General features: G+C 71.8%; 17 protein-coding genes. 12 read left to right on the top strand and 5 right to left on the bottom strand.

Features of this window, described 5'->3' with window-relative positions:
* Positions 1–250 precede the first annotated feature (250 nt).
* Positions 251–1,537, top strand: a complete 1,287-nt coding sequence (locus tag ACZ4VT_RS31290) for an extracellular solute-binding protein (protein WP_467954770.1) — start codon at positions 251–253, stop codon at positions 1,535–1,537.
* A 23-nt stretch (positions 1,538–1,560) separates the two neighbouring features.
* On the opposite strand, the gene ACZ4VT_RS31285 is transcribed toward ACZ4VT_RS31290, so the two are convergent.
* Positions 1,561–2,130, bottom strand: coding sequence for a helix-turn-helix domain-containing protein (locus ACZ4VT_RS31285; protein WP_467954768.1), 570 nt, complete (start codon positions 2,128–2,130; stop codon positions 1,561–1,563).
* Positions 2,131–2,257: 127 nt separating this feature from the next.
* Here ACZ4VT_RS31285 and ACZ4VT_RS31280 point away from each other — a divergent pair, with 127 nt between their 5' ends.
* The 5 genes from ACZ4VT_RS31280 to ACZ4VT_RS31260 all read left to right on the top strand — a co-directional run bounded on the left by ACZ4VT_RS31280 (position 2,258) and on the right by ACZ4VT_RS31260 (position 7,647).
* Positions 2,258–3,037, top strand: coding sequence for an ABC transporter permease (locus ACZ4VT_RS31280; protein WP_467954766.1), 780 nt, complete (start codon positions 2,258–2,260; stop codon positions 3,035–3,037).
* Positions 3,034–3,750 carry an ABC transporter ATP-binding protein gene (locus ACZ4VT_RS31275; protein ID WP_467954764.1) on the top strand — a complete coding sequence of 239 codons (717 nt, stop codon included), beginning with the start codon at positions 3,034–3,036 and terminating at the stop codon, positions 3,748–3,750. Before ACZ4VT_RS31280 ends, ACZ4VT_RS31275 begins: the two co-directional genes overlap by 4 nt.
* A 115-nt stretch (positions 3,751–3,865) precedes the next feature.
* Positions 3,866–4,861 (top strand): ABC transporter substrate-binding protein, encoded by a 996-nt coding sequence (locus ACZ4VT_RS31270; RefSeq protein ID WP_467954762.1) that lies wholly within the window; start codon positions 3,866–3,868, stop codon positions 4,859–4,861.
* A gap of 51 nt (positions 4,862–4,912) precedes the next feature.
* The gene (locus tag ACZ4VT_RS31265; protein WP_467954760.1) at positions 4,913–6,049 is read left to right on the top strand and encodes an aryl-sulfate sulfotransferase; all 1,137 of its coding nucleotides are present in this window, start codon (positions 4,913–4,915) and stop codon (positions 6,047–6,049) included.
* 473 nt (positions 6,050–6,522) lie between these two features.
* The gene (locus tag ACZ4VT_RS31260; RefSeq protein WP_467954863.1) at positions 6,523–7,647 is read left to right on the top strand and encodes a glycoside hydrolase family 64 protein; all 1,125 of its coding nucleotides are present in this window, start codon (positions 6,523–6,525) and stop codon (positions 7,645–7,647) included.
* Between the two features lie 47 nt (positions 7,648–7,694).
* On the opposite strand, the gene ACZ4VT_RS31255 is transcribed toward ACZ4VT_RS31260, so the two are convergent.
* Positions 7,695–8,036 carry a hypothetical protein gene (locus ACZ4VT_RS31255; protein ID WP_467954758.1) on the bottom strand — a complete coding sequence of 114 codons (342 nt, stop codon included), beginning with the start codon at positions 8,034–8,036 and terminating at the stop codon, positions 7,695–7,697.
* Between the two features lie 403 nt (positions 8,037–8,439).
* Between ACZ4VT_RS31255 and ACZ4VT_RS31250 the strand changes: the two genes are divergently transcribed.
* The 5 genes from ACZ4VT_RS31250 to ACZ4VT_RS31230 are packed head-to-tail and all read left to right on the top strand — an operon-like array spanning position 8,440 to position 12,740.
* Positions 8,440–9,975 (top strand): sensor histidine kinase, encoded by a 1,536-nt coding sequence (locus tag ACZ4VT_RS31250; protein WP_467954756.1) that lies wholly within the window; start codon positions 8,440–8,442, stop codon positions 9,973–9,975.
* 6 nt (positions 9,976–9,981) lie between these two features.
* Positions 9,982–10,389, top strand: a complete 408-nt coding sequence (locus ACZ4VT_RS31245) for a roadblock/LC7 domain-containing protein (RefSeq protein ID WP_030713382.1) — start codon at positions 9,982–9,984, stop codon at positions 10,387–10,389.
* Positions 10,386–10,745: a DUF742 domain-containing protein gene (locus ACZ4VT_RS31240; protein ID WP_467954754.1), complete on the top strand. Its 360-nt coding sequence runs from the start codon at positions 10,386–10,388 to the stop codon at positions 10,743–10,745. Before ACZ4VT_RS31245 ends, ACZ4VT_RS31240 begins: the two co-directional genes overlap by 4 nt.
* Positions 10,726–11,346 (top strand): GTP-binding protein, encoded by a 621-nt coding sequence (locus ACZ4VT_RS31235; RefSeq protein WP_362798425.1) that lies wholly within the window; start codon positions 10,726–10,728, stop codon positions 11,344–11,346. Before ACZ4VT_RS31240 ends, ACZ4VT_RS31235 begins: the two co-directional genes overlap by 20 nt.
* Positions 11,343–12,740: a cytochrome P450 gene (locus tag ACZ4VT_RS31230; protein ID WP_467954752.1), complete on the top strand. Its 1,398-nt coding sequence runs from the start codon at positions 11,343–11,345 to the stop codon at positions 12,738–12,740. Before ACZ4VT_RS31235 ends, ACZ4VT_RS31230 begins: the two co-directional genes overlap by 4 nt.
* A 54-nt stretch (positions 12,741–12,794) precedes the next feature.
* Here ACZ4VT_RS31230 and ACZ4VT_RS31225 read toward each other — a convergent pair whose 3' ends face one another.
* The 3 genes from ACZ4VT_RS31225 to ACZ4VT_RS31215 form a co-directional block, all read right to left on the bottom strand.
* Positions 12,795–13,922, bottom strand: a complete 1,128-nt coding sequence (locus ACZ4VT_RS31225) for a terpene synthase family protein (RefSeq protein WP_467954750.1) — start codon at positions 13,920–13,922, stop codon at positions 12,795–12,797.
* Positions 13,919–14,833, bottom strand: coding sequence for an SAM-dependent methyltransferase (locus tag ACZ4VT_RS31220; protein ID WP_467954748.1), 915 nt, complete (start codon positions 14,831–14,833; stop codon positions 13,919–13,921). The genes ACZ4VT_RS31225 and ACZ4VT_RS31220 overlap by 4 nt, the downstream gene beginning before the upstream one ends.
* Positions 14,834–15,012: 179 nt before the next feature.
* Positions 15,013–16,758, bottom strand: coding sequence for a serine/threonine-protein kinase (locus tag ACZ4VT_RS31215; RefSeq protein ID WP_467954746.1), 1,746 nt, complete (start codon positions 16,756–16,758; stop codon positions 15,013–15,015).
* A 205-nt stretch (positions 16,759–16,963) separates the two neighbouring features.
* On the opposite strand from ACZ4VT_RS31215, the gene ACZ4VT_RS31210 reads away from it, so the two are divergent.
* Positions 16,964–18,553: an alpha/beta hydrolase gene (locus ACZ4VT_RS31210; RefSeq protein ID WP_467954744.1), complete on the top strand. Its 1,590-nt coding sequence runs from the start codon at positions 16,964–16,966 to the stop codon at positions 18,551–18,553.
* Positions 18,554–18,691 lie beyond the last annotated feature (138 nt).

Raw genomic sequence — 18,691 nt, 5'->3', positions numbered from 1 at the left:
GGGGTGCCGCCCCGGCCGTCGCCGACGGCCCGCCGCAGGTGCCTCTACGCGCGTCAAAACGGCCTGTCGCACGTCGGAAACCACAAGCGGGAAACCTTGCGGTTGGATCATCGACCACACCTGCGCCGGGAGTGGAATCAATCACTCCAACATCAGGAGATGATTCCGGCCACCGGGCCGCGGGGCACCCGCCCTTGGCCGGGGTGTGCGACGAGCGGCAACATCCGAGCGACATCAGGGGAACAGACCCGTGCGACGAAAGACCTTCGGCACGGCCGCCACCGCGGTCGTGCTCGGCCTGCTGATACCACTGTCCGGATGCGGCAGTCCGGGAGACGCTGCGGGCGGCGGCGGTACGCTCCGCCTGGTGGCCGCCGAGTACGGCGATACCCCCGCCACCAGTTCCAAGGCCTACTGGGACAAGGTGACCGGCAACTTCACCGCGGCCAACCCCGGCGTCAAGGTCGAGGTCCGGCTGCTGCCGTGGGCCGACATCGACCGCGAGGTCTCCCGGATGGTCAAGGAGGGCAAGGCGCCTGACGTGGCGCTCATGGGCTCCTACTCGGACTTCGCGGCCCAGGGCAAGCTCTACTCGGCGGAGGAGCTCCTCTCGGTCGGCGCCGAGGCGAACTTCCTGCAGCCGCTCGCCGAGGCGGGGACCGTCAACAGCCACCTCTACGGACTGCCGTTCGTGGCGAGCAGCCGCCTCCTCTACTACAACGAGGCGCTCTTCGCCAAAGCCGGCGTCAAGAAGGCCCCCACGACCTGGTCCGAACTCAAGGCCGCCGCCAAGGCACTCAAGGACAAGGGCGTGAGGTTCCCGTACGCCATGCCGCTGGGCCCGGAGGAGGCGCACGCCGAGGCGTTGATCTGGGAGCTCAGCAACGGCGGCGGCTACGCGGACAGCAGCGGCAACTACAGCCTGGACTCGGAGAAGAACATCAGTACCTGGCAGTGGGTCAAGGACAACATGGTCACCCCCGGCCTGGTCGGGCCCACCCCGCCGTCCCGGCTGAACCGCGCCGACGCCTTCGCCGCCTTCCTGCGGGGCGAGGTCGGCATGCTCAACGGCTACCCGTCCCTCGCCCACGACGCGGCCGCGAAGGGCATGACCGTCGGCACCGTCGCCATGCCGGTCTCGGACTCGCTCGGCTCCGGCGAGAACCCGCCGACCGTGGGCGTGGCCGACTGGATGGTGGCCTTCAAACAGAACGGCAAGGGCGCCGAGATCGGCAGGTTCCTGGAATTCGTCTACCAGGACAAGAACCTGTCGGACTTCGCCGGCCGCTACCACCTGCTGCCGGCCACCGCCTCCGCCGCGCGCACCCCCGCCGGCGGCGGCCTCAGCCGGACCGACGAGGACTTCCTGAGCGCGCTGCGCACCGCCCGGCTCTACCCGGTGAACGACCCGTCGTGGGTGACGGTAAGCGACACCATCAAGCGCAACATCGGCCGCGCCGTGGAACCGGGCGGCGACCCGAAGGCCGTCCTGGAGGAGATCGCGAACAAGGCGGCGGAGGCCGGCGACAGGAGCTGAAAGGCCACCTAGGGGAGACGCCCCTAGGCGTTCGCGATGACCAGGAGGGTGCGGGCAGCGGAGGGCCCAGCCAGGCGGCAGCGGTGCGGGGCGTCGCCCCGGTGGTGGGCGCTCTGGCCGGCGCGCAGGGTCAGCGGTGCCTCGCCCTCGACCTCCAGGACGACCTCGCCCTCCAGGACGTAGAGGAAGTCCTCGCCGGGGTGTTCGAACCAGCCGCGCTCGCCCTGGCCGGGCTCGAAGTGGTGCTCGTACGCCTCCATCAGCGCGCTGCTGCCGCCGGGGATGAGCACCCGCGCGACCTGCCCCGCGGTCTCGTCCACCCGGATCACCTGCGGATCGCTCTCGTGGCTGACCGCTCCCGGGTGGCCGGGCGGCCTGAGGAAGGTGCCCGGCGTGACGTCGAGCGCCTCGGCGATCCGGTAGATCGAGCTGAGGCTGGGGGTGGCCAGCCCGCGTTCGAGCTGGCTGAGGAAGGGCTGCGAGAGGCCGGAGCGGGCGGCGAGGGCGGCCATGGAGACGCCGCGCTGCTTGCGACAGCTCCGGATCACCCGTCCGACCTCGATCGCCTCGGGCGTGGGTTCGGGTCGAGGCACGCAGCTGAACGTACCGCATCACCGATCAAGGACCGGGGCCCCGGAGAGGTTTCGCACTGCCGCAACACTCCCTTCATAAGCGTGGTCAATTATTGACCTCACTTATCGACGACGGAGGAGCCGCCCCGTGCAAGCCATCCCCTCACCACCCGGCCGGGCCCTCGGCCGACTGGGCCCGGCCCTGGGCGCGGCAGGAGCCGTACTCGCGCTCTGGCACCTGCTCGCCTGGTCCGGCGCGGTGGCTCCGGGACTCCTGCCCACCCCCGCCGAGACCCTGGCCGCGCTCGCGGACAGCGCCCGCAGCGGCCTCCTGGCCGCCGATCTCGGCGCCAGCCTGGCCCGCGCGGGACAGGGCTTCGCGCTGGGCGCCCTCGTCGGCAGCGCACTGGGCTTCGCCACCGGCTACCTGCCGAGGCTCTCCGCCGCCGTCACCCCGGTCGTCTCCTTCCTGCGCCCGATCCCGGCCATCGCCCTGGTACCGCTCGCCACCGCCTGGTTCGGCATCGGGGAGACCGCCAAGCGCCTGCTGATCGCGTACGCCGTACTGCTCGCCGTATGGCTCTACGTACACGACGGGGTCTCCCGGGTCCCGGTCTCCCACCTGCGGGCGGCCCGGTCACTGGGTGCGCCGCTGCACCGCCGGTTCACCGAGGTGCTGCTGCCCGCCGCCGCACCCGCCCTGCTCGCGGCGCTGCGCTACGGGGCCTCGGTGGCGCTGCTCGCCCTGGTGGCCGCGGAGCTCGGCGGAGCGGACAGCGGACTGGCGTACCGGCTCCAGGTGGACGGTCAGTTCCTGCGCGTGGACCGGATGTTCGCCGGACTGCTCGTCCTCGGACTGCTCGGTGTGGCGGTCGACCTCGTCCTGGCCGCGATCGGGCGCCGGTTCGTGCACTGGAGCACGTCATGAGCCTGGCTGTACGACTGGAGGGGCTGACCCTCGGCTACGGCGCCGCCCCCGTGCTGGAGCGGACGGACCTGGAACTCCCCGCGGGGTCGTTCACCGCCCTGCTCGGGCCGAGCGGTTGCGGCAAGTCGACGGTGCTGGGCGCCGTGGCCGGCTTCGTACCGCCCGCCACCGGAAGGGTGACGGCCGGAGCGCGGCCGGTCCGCGGTCCCGGACCGGACCGCGGCGTGGTCTTCCAGCACTACGCGCTCTTCCCCTGGCGCACCGCCCGCGGCAACGTCGAGTTCGCGCTCAAGCGGCTCGGGCTGCCGCGCGCGGAACGCCGTCGGCGCGCCCTGGAGGCGCTCGCCGAGGTCGGCCTGGCGGACGGCACCGACAAGTACCCGGCGCAGCTCTCCGGCGGCATGCAGCAACGCGTGGCGCTGGCCCGGGGGCTGGCCGCCGAGCCCGAAGTCCTGCTGATGGACGAGCCGTTCGGGGCCCTGGACGCCCTGACCCGGACCCGCATGCAGAGCCTGCTGCGGGAGCTGTGGCAGCGCCGGGGCACCACCGTGCTGTTCGTCACGCACGACATCGACGAGGCACTGGCCCTCGCCCAGCGGGTCGTCGTCCTCGGCGGCTCCCCCGGGCGGGTACTGGCCGACCACCGGGTGCCCGACGGGCCCCCCGACCCGGACCTGCGCTCACTGATCGCACGTCACCTCGGCTCCGACTGAAGCCAACTGAAGCCAACTGAATCCAACTGACGCCCTTCGACTCCTCGTCGCGCGATTCCGCGATTCCGCGATTCCGCCACTCCCACCCCACCTCCGTCCCCGGAAGGACTTCCCCATGCCCAGACTCCGCGCGGCGGCCCTCGTACCGATGGCGGCGCTGCTCTGCGTGCTCACCTCGGGCTGCGCCGGCGGCTCCACCCCCACCGGCGGTGACCGCCCGGCCGTCTCCCTGGCCGGCAGCGACCACCTCGGCGGGGCGCCCGTCTACGTGGCCCAGGAGCGCGGGCTCTGGTCCGCCGAAGGCATCGACGCCGCCGTGACCACGCAGCCCACCGGACGCGACGCCCTGAACGCCGTGCTCGGCGGCCAGGCACAGCTCGGCGTCGTGGGGGACCTGCCCGCGGTCACGGCCGCGCTCGGCGGGCGCGACCTGCGGATCGTCGCCGACCTGTCCCGCTTCTCCGACTGGCGCCTGCTCACCCGGACCGACCGGCAGATCACCGGCTTCGCCGCGCTGAAGGGCCGCAAGGTCGGAGTCCCGCAGGGCACGAACGTCGAGTACGCGCTCTCGCGCATGCTCGGCTCCGTCCAGCTGACGGCCGCCGACGTGACCGTGGTGAACCTCGCCCCGAACCAGGTCACTCCGGCACTGGCCCGGGGCGACATCGACGCCGGCGTCACCTTCCCCAGCTTCTACGACGCCGCGCGCACCACCCTCGGCGAGCGGTACGCCGAGCTCCCGTTCGCCGGCTACACCGCACGGACCCTCTTGATCGCGGGCCCCAAGGCGAGCGAAGAGACCACCGCCGCCGTGCTCCGCGCCCTGCGGCACGCCCAGCGCGAGATCGGCGAAGACCCGGCCGGCGCACGGCAGGCCCTGGTGGCCCAGTCCAAGGGCGCGCTCCAGGCGGGCTACGTCGACACCTACCAGCCCCGCTACACCTACGGCGCGACCCTCACTCCCGAGCTGCTGGCGCAGTTGGAGGAGGAGGCCGCCTGGGCCAAGGCCGCCCAGAACCTGCCGGGCGCCGCCGACCGCACCGCCCTGCTGCGGTACCTGAACCCCGGCCCGCTGACGGCGGCCGACCCCGCCGCCGTCACCGTCCGCTGAACCACACCCACTTCCGCTGAACCACACCCGCCCAAGGAGATCCCGATCCTCATGACCGTCGACCAGAACACCCTGCGCCGCCGCGGCGTCGGCCTGATCGCCCACGACCCCGAGCGCAGCCACGGCGGCCACACCCTCTACACCCCGATCACCAGCGCCGGCGAGATCCACCTCGTCGACATCGAGGGCCGGACCGTCCACATCTGGAACTCCCCGCACCCGCCCGGCCGCCAAGCGCAGCTCCTGCCGAACGGGAACCTCTTCTACGCCGCCAAGGACACCGACGGCCCGACCCTCTTCCCCATCTGGGACGTCTACCACGGCGGCATCTTCCAGGAACTGGCCCCCGACTCCACGGTGATCCGCGAGGCGAGGCACCCCTTCCACCACCACGACGCCTCGATCCTGCGCAACGGCAACCTCGTCATCACGGTCGTCGAACCGCTGGACCCGGCCGACGCGGCCCGCATCCGGGGCGGTATCCCCGGCTCCGAGGCGCCGGGCGGGGTGATCTACGGGGACGTGGTGTACGAGCTGACCTGGGACGGGGAGGAGGTGTGGCGCTGGGCCGCCATCGAACACCTCGACCCGGAGGAGTTCCCGCTCAACCCGCACTTCGCCCGCGAGCACTGGCCCATGGCCAACACCGTCAACGAACGCGCCGACGGCTCGATCGTGGTGGGCTTTCGCAGCGCGTCCTCCACCGTGGCCGTCGACCGCGCCGACGGGTCCGTGCTGTGGCACATCGGCCCCGACGTGCTGGCGCAGCAGCACCACCCGCACGAGCTGGCGGGCGGCAACATCCTCGTCTTCGACAACGGCACCTACCGCGACAGCACTTCCGTTCCGTACTCGCGGGTGCTGGAGCTGGACCCGCGCACCGGCAAGGAGGTGTGGTCCTACCAGGACAACCCGCCGCAGAACTTCTACAGCCCGTACATGTCCAGCGCGCAGCGGCTGCCGAACGGGAACACCTTCATCGCCGAGGGCTCCTTCGGACGGCTCTTCGAGGTGACGCCCGACGGCGACGTGGTCTGGGAGTTCGTCGTTCCGCAGTTCCGGTCCTTCGGCGAGGGCGTGGGCCTGGAGTCCTCGGCGGGCGCCCAGAACTCCGTCTTCCGCGCCTACCGTTACTCCGCGGACCGGTTCCCCTGGCTGACCGGAAGGCGTCCCGCGCAGGACGGATGAACACGCCGTCACCGGCGCGCCGGCCGGGGGCTCGGAGCCGGCGGCGCGCCGCATCGAGGCTGTCCCCGACGCCGGTGTTGAACGCGATGGCCGCCCGGGCGCGTGGCGGCGGATCAGATGGACGATCTGCTCGAAGAGCGGGAGCCGCCACGACCGACGCCCATTCGACGGCCACCGTCTGCGCGCCCTCCCGCTGCTCGCTGCTGATCGGCCTGCACACCGGCCACTCCGCCGTCCGCGCCCACCCGAACGGCGCCGACCACGGGCACGCGCACGAGTACTACCCACAGTCCCCGTGCCACAACGGCGCGAAGGGGCAGTCCGGGCTGTGTCAGTTTCATTGACAGAAATTGAACACAGCTTGATCCTGAGAGCGCTCTCAGTCGTCAATAGTCGTCAGGAGGAAGAATGTGTTCCGCCTATCGAAAGTGATCGCATCCGCTGTCTCGGCGCTGGCCGTCGTCGTCGGCGTGATGGTTTTCGGTCCGTCGCCGTCCGCGGAGGCCGTACCGGCCACCATCCCGCTCACGATCAAGAACGCCTCGGGTCGGGGCGAGCCGGTCTACGTCTACAACCTGGGCACCGAGCTCGCGACGGGCCGCCAGGGCTGGGCCGACGCCAACGGCACCTTCCACCCGTGGCCGGCGGGAGGCAACCCCCCCACCCCCGCGCCCGACGCGTCGATCGCGGGCCCGGCCAACGGACAGACCAAGACGATCCGGATGCCCAAGTTCTCCGGACGCGTCTACTTCTCCATCGGTCAGAAGATCGTCTTCAAGCTCAGCACCGGCGGCCTGGTGCAGCCCGCCGTCCAGAACCCCTCCGACCCCAACCGCAACGTCCTGTTCAACTGGTCCGAGTACACGCTGAACGACGCCGGCCTGTGGATCAACAGCACCCAGGTCGACATGTTCTCGGCTCCCTACGCGGTCGGCGTGAAGGCGGCCGGCGGCGCGGTCCGCACCACCGGGCGGCTGCGGCCCGGGGGCTACAACGCCGTCTTCGACCAGCTGCGTTCGGCCGGCTGGGGCGGACTGATCCAGAACCGCCCCGACGGCACACCGCTGCGCGCGCTCTCGCCCGGTCACGGCCTCGAGGCGGGCGGGATCCCGGCCACCGCCATGAACGACTACGTCAACCGGGTCTGGAACAAGTACGGCTCCTCCACGCTCACCGTGACGCCGTTCGCGAACCAGCCGGACATCAAGTACCACGGCCGGGTGTCGGGCAACGTCATGAACTTCACCAACGCCTCGGGAGCGGTGGTCACCAGCTTCCAGAAGCCGGACTCCGACAGCATCTTCGGCTGCTACAAGCTCCTGGACGCACCCAACGACCTCGTCCGCGGCCCGATCTCCCGCACCCTGTGCGCGGGCTTCAACCGGTCGACGCTCCTGACCAATCCCAGCCAGCCCGACCCGAACGGCGCCGGCTTCTACCGTGACGCCGTCACCAACCACTACTCCCGCGTCATCCACGCACAGATGGCCGACGGCAAGGCGTACGGCTTCGCCTTCGACGACGTGGGCGCGCACGAGTCGCTGGTGCACGACGGCAACCCGCAGGAGGCCTTCATGACGCTGGACCCGTTCAACTAGCTTCTCGGCTCCGTCCCGGTCCGGTCCTGTCCCGGCTCCGGCTCCGGTCAGTGGTCGTGGCGCGCGCCGTGTTCCAGTGACCGGGGCCGGCCGGTGCCGGCGCCGGCACCGGCATCAGGGCCGAGGGGCAGCGGGGGCGCGTGTTCGCCGGGCCCGGTCGCGGTGAGGGCGATGCCGAGGCTCTGGCACATCCGCTGCGCGCGGGCCAGCGCGCTGAAGGTCATGGGGGAGGGGGCGGCGGTCGGCAGCTCGACCGTGACCCGCGAGGGGCGGTGCTCGTGGACGAGGGATTCGATCTGCAGGGCGGCCGCGGACCGGTTGGTGACGTCCAGCTCCTGCAGGATCCGCACGTACAGGGTGTCCTCGGCGATGCGGTGACTGATGACCATGCTGCGCCTCCCGCCCACCCGGATCCGGACGGCACCAGCGGTATGCGGTGCCTGGCCACCAGTGTGGGGCAGGCGATCCCGCACCGCGCGCCCCGGACAGGCTTTAGCGCATTTCCGTCCGGGACGCCACCGCCCGGCAAAGGGGCGCGGCCGGATCCGATCGGAGGGTGAGCGCCGGTTTACCCGCCGTGTGCGGCGCCGGCACCCCGTCGACCTCCCACTACGCCGCCGCGCGGCGCGGAGCGGGCTCCGTCGGCGCCCGAATCCGGCGCTGACCTTGGCGCATATCGGTTCCTCCGGTCCGATGAACTCCAACGAAACCACGCGTGCGGGAAGTTGGGCGTAGTTATGCTCCCGCCCACCGGTCAGAAGGTCCCCCCTTTTCGATAGTTCGAGGACGCCGATGGAGCAAAGAGACATTCCCCCCGAGAGTGCCCACGTGGAGGGGAGAGCAAGCCGGATGATGCCCACGATCGCCTTCGTGGCCGCCGCCTGCCTGGTCGGCGCACTCGCCTCCTCCGCGGCACCGGCCGGCACCGCGCTGATCGCCGTGGCCGCCGTGTGCACGGCAGCGGTGTTCGTCGAGGCGTTACGGCGTGGCCGCGCGCTCGCCGCCGAGCGCGCCCAGGTCGCGGCCCTCCGGCACGCCCTGTCCCGGCAGGAGACCGAGGCGGCCCGCCTGTCCCAGGCGGTACTGCCCGAGGCCATCGAGCGACTGCGCAGGGGCGAGCTGGCCGAGGAGGTGCTGACCGCCCTGGGCGGACGCGGCGGACAGGGCAACCGCTGGGGCAACGACGAGGCCCTGACCCCGCCCTTCCGCGCGGCCCTGCAGGCCGTGCTGTCCCACGTCATCGACGCCGTCGACAACGAGGAGAGCCTGCGCGACTCGGCGCAGCGGGCCTTCGTGAACGTCGCCCGCCGCGTGCAGGCGATCGTCCACCAGCAGGCCCACGAGATGCGCGAGATGGAGGACCGGCACGGCAGCAACCCCGACGTGTTCGGCGACCTCCTGCGACTGGACCACGGCACCGCCCTCATCGGCCGGCTCGCCGACTCCATCTCGGTCCTCGGCGGTGCCCGCCCCGGCCGCCAGTGGAGCAGGGCCGTCACGCTGTACAGCGTGATGCGCGGCGCCATGTCGAGGATCATCGACTACCAGCGGGTGGAGCTCCACTCCGTCTCCGAGGTCGCCGTCGTCGGCCCGATCGTGGAGCCGCTGATCCACACCCTGGCGGAGCTGCTGGACAACGCCACCCGGTATTCGCCGCCGCACACCCGGGTCCACCTCACGGCCGTCGAGGTGCAGTCGGGCATCGCCGTGGAGATCGAGGACGGCGGCCTCAGCATGAGCGAGGAGGCCCGCGGCCGCGCCGAGAAGATGCTCGCGCAGGCGCAGTCCGGGATCGACCTCAACGACCTGGGCGAGACGCCGAGGCTGGGCCTCGCGGTCGTCGGCCGGCTGGCACAGGCGTACGGGTTCCAGGTCTCCCTGCGCTCGTCCGCGTACGGAGGCGTGCGCGCCGTCGTCATCGTGCCGCAGCACCTGATCACCACGGCGTCCTCGGCGACGGGTCTCGCCCACGGCATCGGCTCCTCCTCGGGGCCCAGGGCCGTGGCCGCCACACCGCGCGAGCACCCCTTCGACCGCTCGCCGGCCGGAGTCTCCGCGCCCCGGCAGGCACCGGCTCCGGTGCCCAGGCCGGCGCCCGCCGGCGGCGGGCAGCCGGACACCGGACGCACCGCGACGGGCCTGCCGCAGCGACGCCGGAAGGACCGTGCCACCACCTTCGACGTCCGGCCGGCCGCGGAGCCGCAGCCGGCGGACGACCAGGGCCCCGGAATGTGGCTGGAGGCCTTCCACAGCGGACTGTCCGGCGCGCCCGGTCACGACGCGCCGGGCGCCGAGGGCGCGTCGGGTTCAGCGACCAAGGGGGCGTAAGCAGTGATGACTCAGCGAATCAGCAGCATGGACTGGATGCTCAAGGACCTTGCCGCCGGAGTGCCGCAGACGCGGCACGTGATCGTCCTGTCCGCGGACGGGCTCTGCGTGGCGCAGTACGGAGCCGAGACCGACACGGCCGACCGCCTGGCGGCGGCCTGTGCGGGCCTGCAGAGCCTCGCCGGAGCGGTGGCGGCGGAACTGCCCCGCTCCGAGGGCAGGATGCGCCTGGTCGTGATCGAGATGGACGGCGGGTTCTTCTACCTGATGGCCGCCGGCGACGGATCCTACCTCGCGGTCCTCGCCGACGAGGGCGTGGACGCGGGCCTGATGGGCGCGCAGATGCGCAACCTGGTGACCCGAATGGGGGACCACCTGAGCAGTCCGCCCCGACATGACGGGCAGCCCGCGTGAATGAGCCGCCCCTCAGCTGGGAGGACGGCAGCCCCGAACGGCTCTACGTCATCACCGGCGGACGCAGTGGACCCTCCACCGCCGTCCATCTGGACCTCGTGACCTTAGTCGTGGCCAAAGGGCACGCCCGGCCCGAGATGCAGCCCGAGCAGGCGTCCATCCTCCGGATGTGCCGGTCACCGCTGTCGGTGGCCGAGATCGCCGCGTACGCCGGCCTGCCCGTGAGCGTCGTCACCGTGCTGGTCGGAGACCTGATGGCCGCTCAGCGCGTATACGTCCGCCCGCCCGTTCCCGCCGCGCAGCTACCCGACCTTGCTCTGATCGAGGCAGTGATCGATGGACTTCAGAAACTCTGACCCGCCCGCCGGGCCGCGCGAGGCGGACATACTCCCGCAGACGGCCGCGGCCGCCGTGAAAGTCGTCATCGTCGGCGGCTTCGGGGTGGGCAAGACGACGATGGTCGGTGCGGTCAGCGAGATCAAGCCGTTGACGACCGAGGAGACCATGACCCGGGCCGGCGTCGGTGTCGACGACACCTGGGGCGTGGCCCGCAAGATCACCACCACCGTGGCCATGGACTTCGGCCGCATCAGCATCAACGACGAACTCGTCCTGTACCTGTTCGGAACACCAGGTCAGGAGCGCTTCTGGTTCCTGTGGCGCGGACTCTTCGAGGGCGCGCTCGGAGCGGTCGTACTCCTCGACACCCGACGGCTGGAGATCAGCTTCGACGTCATCGGACGGCTGGAGGAACGGGGCGTCCCCTTCGTCGTGGCCGTCAACTCCTTCCCCGGCGCGCCCGAGCATCCGGTGGAGGAACTGCGCCAGGCCCTCGATCTGCCCCCCGCCGTCCCGATCCTCGTCTGCGATGCCAGACGGCGGGACTCGTCCCGCGATGTCCTGCTGACCCTCATGCGCTACCTGCACTCCCAGGCAGCCACCCAGGAGGCAATGTGAGCACCACCCCCACCCCACCGCCCGAGTGCCCCGCCCACGCCGCGGCGGCGACGGCGGGCGGCCTGTACCGGCTCCACGGAGCGGAGGCCCAGGCCGACCCCCTCGCACTGTACGAGAAGCTGCGGGCCGAACACGGCCCGGTGGCCCCCGTACTGGTGAGTGGTGACCTCCCGGCCTGGCTGGTCCTCGGCCACCGGGAGAACCTGGACGTGGCGCGCACGTCCTCGCGCTTCGCCCGCGACCCCCGGGGCTGGCGCGACATGAGAGAGGGCCGGGTGCCGGCCGACACCCCGCTCGGCCCCATGGTCTCCTGGGTGCCGGTCTGCAACTTCACCGACGGGCCCGTGCACGAGCGGCTGCGCTCGGCCGTGGTGGAGTCCCTGGAGCGCTTCGACAAGCGCGGCATCCGCCGCTACGTGACCCGCTTCGCCAACCAGCTCGTCGACCAGATCGCGGGCGAGGGGTACGCCGACCTGGTGTCCGCCTTCTCCGACCAGCTCCCCATGCTGGTCATGACGCAGCTCATCGGGGCACCCGACGAACACGGACCCCTCCTGGTCAACGCGGCACGCGACATGCTCCAGGGCACCGAGACGGCCCTCCAGAGCGACCGCTACGTCACCGCCACGCTGGAACACCTGGTCGTGGAGCGCAAGGCCCGGCCCGCCCGTGACCTGGCCTCCTGGCTGATCGAGCACCCCGCGAACCTGAGCGACACGGAAGTGCTGATGCACCTGCGCGTCGTGCTGATCGCGGCCTACGAGACCACCGCCAACCTGATCGCCAACACGCTGCGGACCGTACTGACCGACCCCCGCTTCCGGGCCAGCCTCTCCGGAGGCCACATGACCCTGCCCGACGCCCTGGAACAGGTCCTGTGGGACGACCCGCCGATCAACACGATCATCGGGCGCTGGGCCACCGGTGACACCCTGCTCGGCGGCCAGGAGGTGAAGGCCGGCGACATGATCCTGCTCGGCCTGGCGGCGGGCAACGCCGACCCGCAGATCCGGCCGGATCCCCAGGTCTCCGTCCACGGCAACCGATCCCACCTGGCCTTCAGCAGCGGACCGCACGAGTGCCCGGGCCAGGACATCGGGCGGGCCATCGCGGACACCGGCATCGAGGTCCTGCTGGACCGGCTGCCCGACCTCCAGCTGGCCGTCGACGCGAGCGAGCTCCAATGGCGGGGCACCCTCATGTCGCGCCATCTGCTGTCGCTGCCGGTACGGTTCGCCCCGCGCTCCGTGCCGGTCCCGCAGCTCCAGGAGGAGCAGCCGGCCGGGCATCCCGTACACGCGCTCATCCCGCCGCAGCCGGCGGCGGCGCCCGCGGTCGGCGGCCGCCGGCGCCGTGGCGTCAGCTGGTGGCGCCGGCTGTTCGGCCGCCGCTGAGGGCGGCCGTCCGCGCCAGGGCCCCGGCCGGTTCGGCCGGGGCCCCGACTGTGTTCAGCCGCGTACCTGCCGCCACCAGGAGGCGAGGGCCGGCAGATCCGGCGGCTCGGTTCCGCCGACGCTGGGGGCGTCGGCGTACCGGAGCGCGAAACGGGCGTCCGCGAGCGGCAGTTCGTGCCGGTTGCGGGGGCTCGCGTACCGGGGGGCGCGGCTCTGCCACGCGATGGAGCCGGCCACGTAGTGCCCCAACGCGGCCAGATGGCGGCGCAGTTCTCCCTCCATACCGTTCGCCGTGTCCGTGCTGTCCTCACACTGGGCCCGCAGCCTGGTGAAGAGGACCATCACCCGATCACGCAGGGCCACCGCGAGCGGCACCGCCTCGGCGGGGGAGCAGTTCTCCTGGTGGGCCAGGACGTTGACGAGGTTCACCTCGCGCGGCTCCAGGTGGTCGTCCTTGTCGTAGGAGAACAGGTCGTTGTCCGCGCTGACGACGAATCCCGCCGCGTCCGTCAACGCCGAGAGGGCGGGGGAGCAGAGCACGTCCGCCGGCAGGCGGTCCCCGCGTGCGACGTCGGACCAGGTCAGCGAGAAACGCGTACCGTTCGCCAACGGCCCCATGGCGACGAAGTCGTTCAGCCCCGGCATGGTCCCCGCCTCGGCCTGGGCGGCGCGCCAGGCCGCACCGAGCAGCCAGTCGCGCGTCCCCTCGGCGAACCGGCGCAACTCGTAGGGGGTGAGCATGGCGTGGGTGCGGCCCACCAGGTCCAGGAGCGCGCGGGTCATGGGACCTTCGGGCAGCACCGAGGCCCCCGGGTCCTCGATGGTCCGCAGCAGCCGTGCCCCGTGTTCGACGACGGCGGCCGTCCCCACCTCGTCGGAGCCCGAGTCCTGCCAGTCGTCGACGGCGTTGGCCCAGTAGTTCCACTCGGTGAACAGCAGGAGGGCCTCCGCGTTCCCGACGGGGATGATGCGGCAGGAGAAGTCGGCGCTGTGGGTGGCGAGACCCCACGCCCGCTCGACCGGATCGGGGTACAGGCCGAAGGCGTCCAGCCACTCGACCGCCCGGGCCTCCACCTGCTTCGCCTCGGGATGGAGGAGGTCGCGCTCCAGGGGGCAGTAGAACGACGGCAGGCGCGCACCGAGGAGCGAGGGGCGCGGCGCCGGTGAGGGTGACGCCTTCATCGGCCACCACCCAACCGGAAGCACAGCAGCCGGGTGTGCACCGCGTGGTCACGCCAGAGCCGGAAGAACCTGCTGTGCGCGAGCGTCGACTGTTCGAGCCGTTCGCGGGTCCACGCACCGCGCTCGACGTGTGCGCCCGCCCGGAGCCGGTCGAGTTCGGCGGTGTTCCACGCCATGGACTGCACCCAGAACTCCGCCACCGAGTCCGTCACGTCCTCCTCGTGCACGAGTTCAAAGCCGGCCGCCTCGGCCGCGGCCAGGTATTCCCCGCGCAGCCCCAGCCGCGTTCTGTAGTAGTCGTCGATGAACTCCCGCCACTCGGAGCGGCCCGCGAAGTGCTCCTGGATCCCGAACCATCCGCCGGGCTCCAGTGCCTTGGCGACCACGTCGAAGAGCCGGGTCCGGTCGGTGTAGCCGCTGCTCTCGTTGGCGTAGACGGCGTCGTACGCACGGGTCTCGTCCAGGTCGTGCACGTCCGCCAGTACGGGATTGACCCGCCCGTCGACCCCGGCGTGCCGGGCGAAGTGCCGGACGATCGGGATGTGTTCCCCGGCGAGGGTGAGGCTGGTGACCGATGCCCCGTGCTCCTGCGCCCAGTACAGCGACGTCCCGCCCAGGCCGCAGCCGACGTCCAGCAGTCGCCGGGGAGGTACCTCGTACGCACCCCAGGACCGGGCCGCGTGCTCGACGATCCGCTCCTGGGCGTCGAGCATGCGCTGTTTGAGCATGTTCTGGGAGACGGTGGTGTCCGGCGGGCCGTCCGGGTACAGCCCCACGTGGAAGTGGACGCGGGGGCCCGGACCGTACTTCTGCAGGATCTCTTGTGTCTTGTGGCTGTAGTACAGCCGTATGTCGTCCGCGGCTGAGCCCTGCTCGCTGTCTAAGGACGATACGAGGGGTGCGACGCGCATGGGGTGTCCGCCCTTTCGTGGGGTAGGGCTGCCACCGGGACGCGCTGTCACCGCTCTCACCGCGTCCCGAACGGCACACTGTTGAAGCACGGACCATCGTGGCACTTCAAGAGCCCCACGTCAGCCCACTGGAGCAACACGAGCCGCATCCGGGTGGGTTGACCGGCCGGGCGGGTCGTTCAGCCCTTCTTCCGCGGCTCCTCGGCGTTGCGCCAGACGGTCAGGTCGAGGGTCACGTACTTGCTCGGATCGCTCCCGCCCGACGCGCCGCGGTACGTCGCCAGCGCGATGTGTCCGGCGTCGCTCAGCACACAGAACTGTGAGCCGTCGCCGAGCTGGTCGAGTCGGATCGACTTGGCGTAACGGGTCTCCGAGCGGCAGGTGTCCAGGGAACCCTGCTGCCCGCCGGCCAGCAGCACCAGCTTGCCGTTGCCCGTGCCGATCTCGTCGCGGTCCACCACGTTGAGCACGCGCGGCTGGTAGAACAGGTCACTCTTGCTGCCGAAGGTGGAGCCCTTCCTGTCGGTGGGGCGCGGCGGGTTGTCGGCCAGCATCACGAAGTAGTTCTCGGTGAGGTCGATTCCCTTGTACTCGGCGGGCTGGGGGTCGGGCCGCTTCCCGCCCGAGGAGGCGGCGGAGTTGCCGGCGGTGGGCTCCCCCGAGCCGTCCTTGCCCGAGCCGTCCGGCAAGAGCGAGTTGAGGACGATGAGCCCGGCCACCGCTGCCGTCACCGCGCCGGCGATGAGCAGGCCGCGGCCCTTGCGTCGCTGCGGTGGCTGCGGTGGCTGCGGTGGCTGCGGTGGGCCCCATCCCTGCTGCCCGTTGGCGGCGGGCGGTGGGGTGGGCGGGAAACCGGGGCCGGCCGGAGCCGCCTCCGGCCTGACCGGTGCCGTCCGCGTGGGCGCGGACGCCGGCCCGAAGCCGGTCGGCGCGTACGGGTCGACCCCGCCGTGCTGCGGGACGTGCGGGGAGTACGCGGTGGGAGTCGGCGCGGCGGGCGGCGGCGTACGGGCGGGCTCCGGGAGTCGTTGGCGGGCTGTGAGGGACCCGGCCAGTGTCTGCGGCAGCCAGTCCTCCCCCTGCCGCAGCGGTTCGGCGGAGAGGGCGTGACATTGCTCGATGATCTCGGTCAGGGCAGGCCGCCCGGCCGGCTCGCGGCTGAGGCACCGGGCGATCAACGGCCGTAGCTCGGAGGGCAGTCGGCTGAGGTCCGGGTCCTCGTGGACGATCCGGTACAGCACGGCGTGGGAGGGCCCGTCGCCGTAGGCGGGCGCCCCGATCGCCGCGTAGGCCGCGATCTGGCCCAGGGCGAAGACGTCGGTGGCGGGCGTCACCGCAGCGCCCGCCGCCTGTTCGGGCGCCATGAACGACGGCGTCCCCACACTGACGCCGGTGCCGGTGAGGGCCGTGGTATCGGCGGCCCGGGCGATGCCGAAGTCGATGACGCGCGGGCCGTCCGAGGCGAGCAGGACATTGGCGGGCTTGAGATCACGGTGCACGATGCCCGCTGCGTGGATCACGTGCAGGGCCTCGGCCGCGCCGGCCGTCAGCAGGAGCACGCTGCGCAGCGGCAGCGCGCCGTACGTCGACACCGCCTCGGCGAGCGAGGGACCGGGTACGTACGAAGTGGCGAGCCAGGGTTGCGCACCGTCGGTGTCGAAGTCGATGACCGGTGCCGTGTAGAGGCCCTGCACCCGCTGGGCGGACTGCACTTCCCGCTGGAAGCGGCGCCGGAACTCGGGATCCTCGCTGAACTCGGGCCGGATCACCTTCAGCGCGACGGGCCTCCCGCCGGGAGTGAACGACAGGTACACCTTGCCCATGCCGCCCGCACCCAGGACCGCCGCCAGTCGGTACCCGCCCACGACGGCAGGGTCGTCGGCCCTCAGGGGCTGGAAGGGCTCCGTGGGCGGTGTACTGCTCATTCTCGACTCATTCCCTGCTGTCGGCGGTTGCGCCCTGCCGGTGCTCCGGACGCCGCAGCGAGCGTATCGAAGGGGCGCGTCGGCCGGTTGTCCGGATCTCGACTCGTTCGCAAGTCGGACAACCATGACCCTTCGGGATGATTCCTCACTCCTTCGTGTGCAACAGGGTTGATCAGTAAGCGATTTCCTTGACGAAAGGGTCTTCATGCGCCTGAAACGACACCTTGCACCCCTGCTTGCCGCTGCCGGGCTCCTGGCGACCACCCTGCCCCTGCTGGCCGCCGCTCCGGCGTCCGCGGCTCCGGAGCCGGAGTACCTCAACCAGAAGCCGGAGTGGCACCGTTGCCGCCCCGACCGGCCGGCGGCGTACGAGTGCGCCACGCTCAAGGTCCCGCTGGACTACCGGCACCCCGACGGCCGGATGCTCGACCTCGCGATATCGCGGCTGAGGAGCGAGAATCCGGCCGCCCGGCACGGCGTCCTGCTCCTGAACCCGGGTGGCCCCGGCGTCTCGGGGATCTACCGCCCGCTGACGATGGACGAGTTGATGCCGCGGGAGGTCCGGGACCGCTACGACCTCATCGGCTTCGACCCGCGCGGGGTCGGCGGCAGCAGCCCGATCACGTGTGGGCTGACGGACGCCGAGCGGAAGGACGAACGGCCCTACCACCCCGAGACCTTCCCCGCAGAGGTCGCGTGGGCGCGTACCGTCGCCGAGAAGTGCCGGGAGAAGGCGGGCGACGTCCTGCCGCACATCACCACACGCAACACGGCCCGCGACATGGACACCATCCGCGCGGTGCTGGGCGAGCGGAAGATCTCGTACGTGGGCTACTCGTACGGGACCTACCTCGGCGCCGTCTACACGCAGATGTTCCCGGGGCGGACCGACCGGTTCGTACTGGACAGCGGGGTCGACCCGAAGCGGATCTGGCGGGGGATGATGCAGGTGTGGGCCACCGGCGCCAAGCCCGCCTTCGAGCGGTGGACCGTGTGGGCGGCGGAGCGGTCGGCCGAGTACCGGCTCGGCGACACTCCCGAGGCGGTGTCGGCCACGTTCTGGGAGCTGGTCGCCCGCGCCGACCGCGAACCGTTCCTGTTCCACGGGGAGAAGGTCACCGGGGACTCCCTCCGGGGCGATCCGGTCATGTTCTTCGCACCGAGGGAGGCCTCGTCCGTCGTCCGGGCCCTGAAGGCGGCGGCCGAGGGCACGCCCCCGGCCGGGGGCGTCCCGGTGCCGGACGTGAAGGCGCTGCTCGCCGGTTCGGGCCCGGCGGCGGCCGGGCGGAGCGCGGAGGTGGGCCCCCAGCCCGCCGGCGACAACGGCATGGCCGCCGTGTGGGCCGTGACCTGCGCAGACACGGGCAGCTGGCCCCGCTACACCGAGCAGTACGAGCGGGACGCGGCCAGGGACAAGGTCCGCTACCCGCTCTACGGGGACTTCGCCTCCAACATCAAGCCGTGCGCGTTCTGGGACCGGCCCGTGGAGGCGGCCACACCCATGACGAAACCGGCCGGTGTTCTGACCGTGCAGAACGAATGGGACTCCCGAACCCCCCTCGCCAGCGGGCAGGGACTGCACGACGCACTGAAGGGATCGCGGATGGTGCTCGTCGCGGGCGGCGAGGGGCACGGCGTCTACCTCTCCCGCCCCGACGCCTGCGCCAATGCGCCCGTCAACGACTACCTGCTCACCGGCCGGTTGCCGTCGAAGGACCTGACCTGCCAGAACCCGCCCGGTGAGATCGAGTGGAACGGGGCCCTCGTCGCGCCGCCGGGCGCCCGGCTGCCGTAGCGGCGGCCGGGGGACCGGTGGTTCCGCGCCGGCCGGCGCGCGGCGGGGTGGGACCGGGGGGCCCAGGCGCGCCTGGGCGGGGCGGGGAGGGCACGTTCTTGGGTAGTTTTTCCTCTCCTTGACACCAAGGCAGCGGAG

The sequence above is a fragment of the Streptomyces sp. NPDC029164 genome (genome assembly GCF_055563995.1).
Note: the sequence above shows the minus strand (reverse complement) of the source record. Positions and strands in the feature narration are given on the sequence as shown.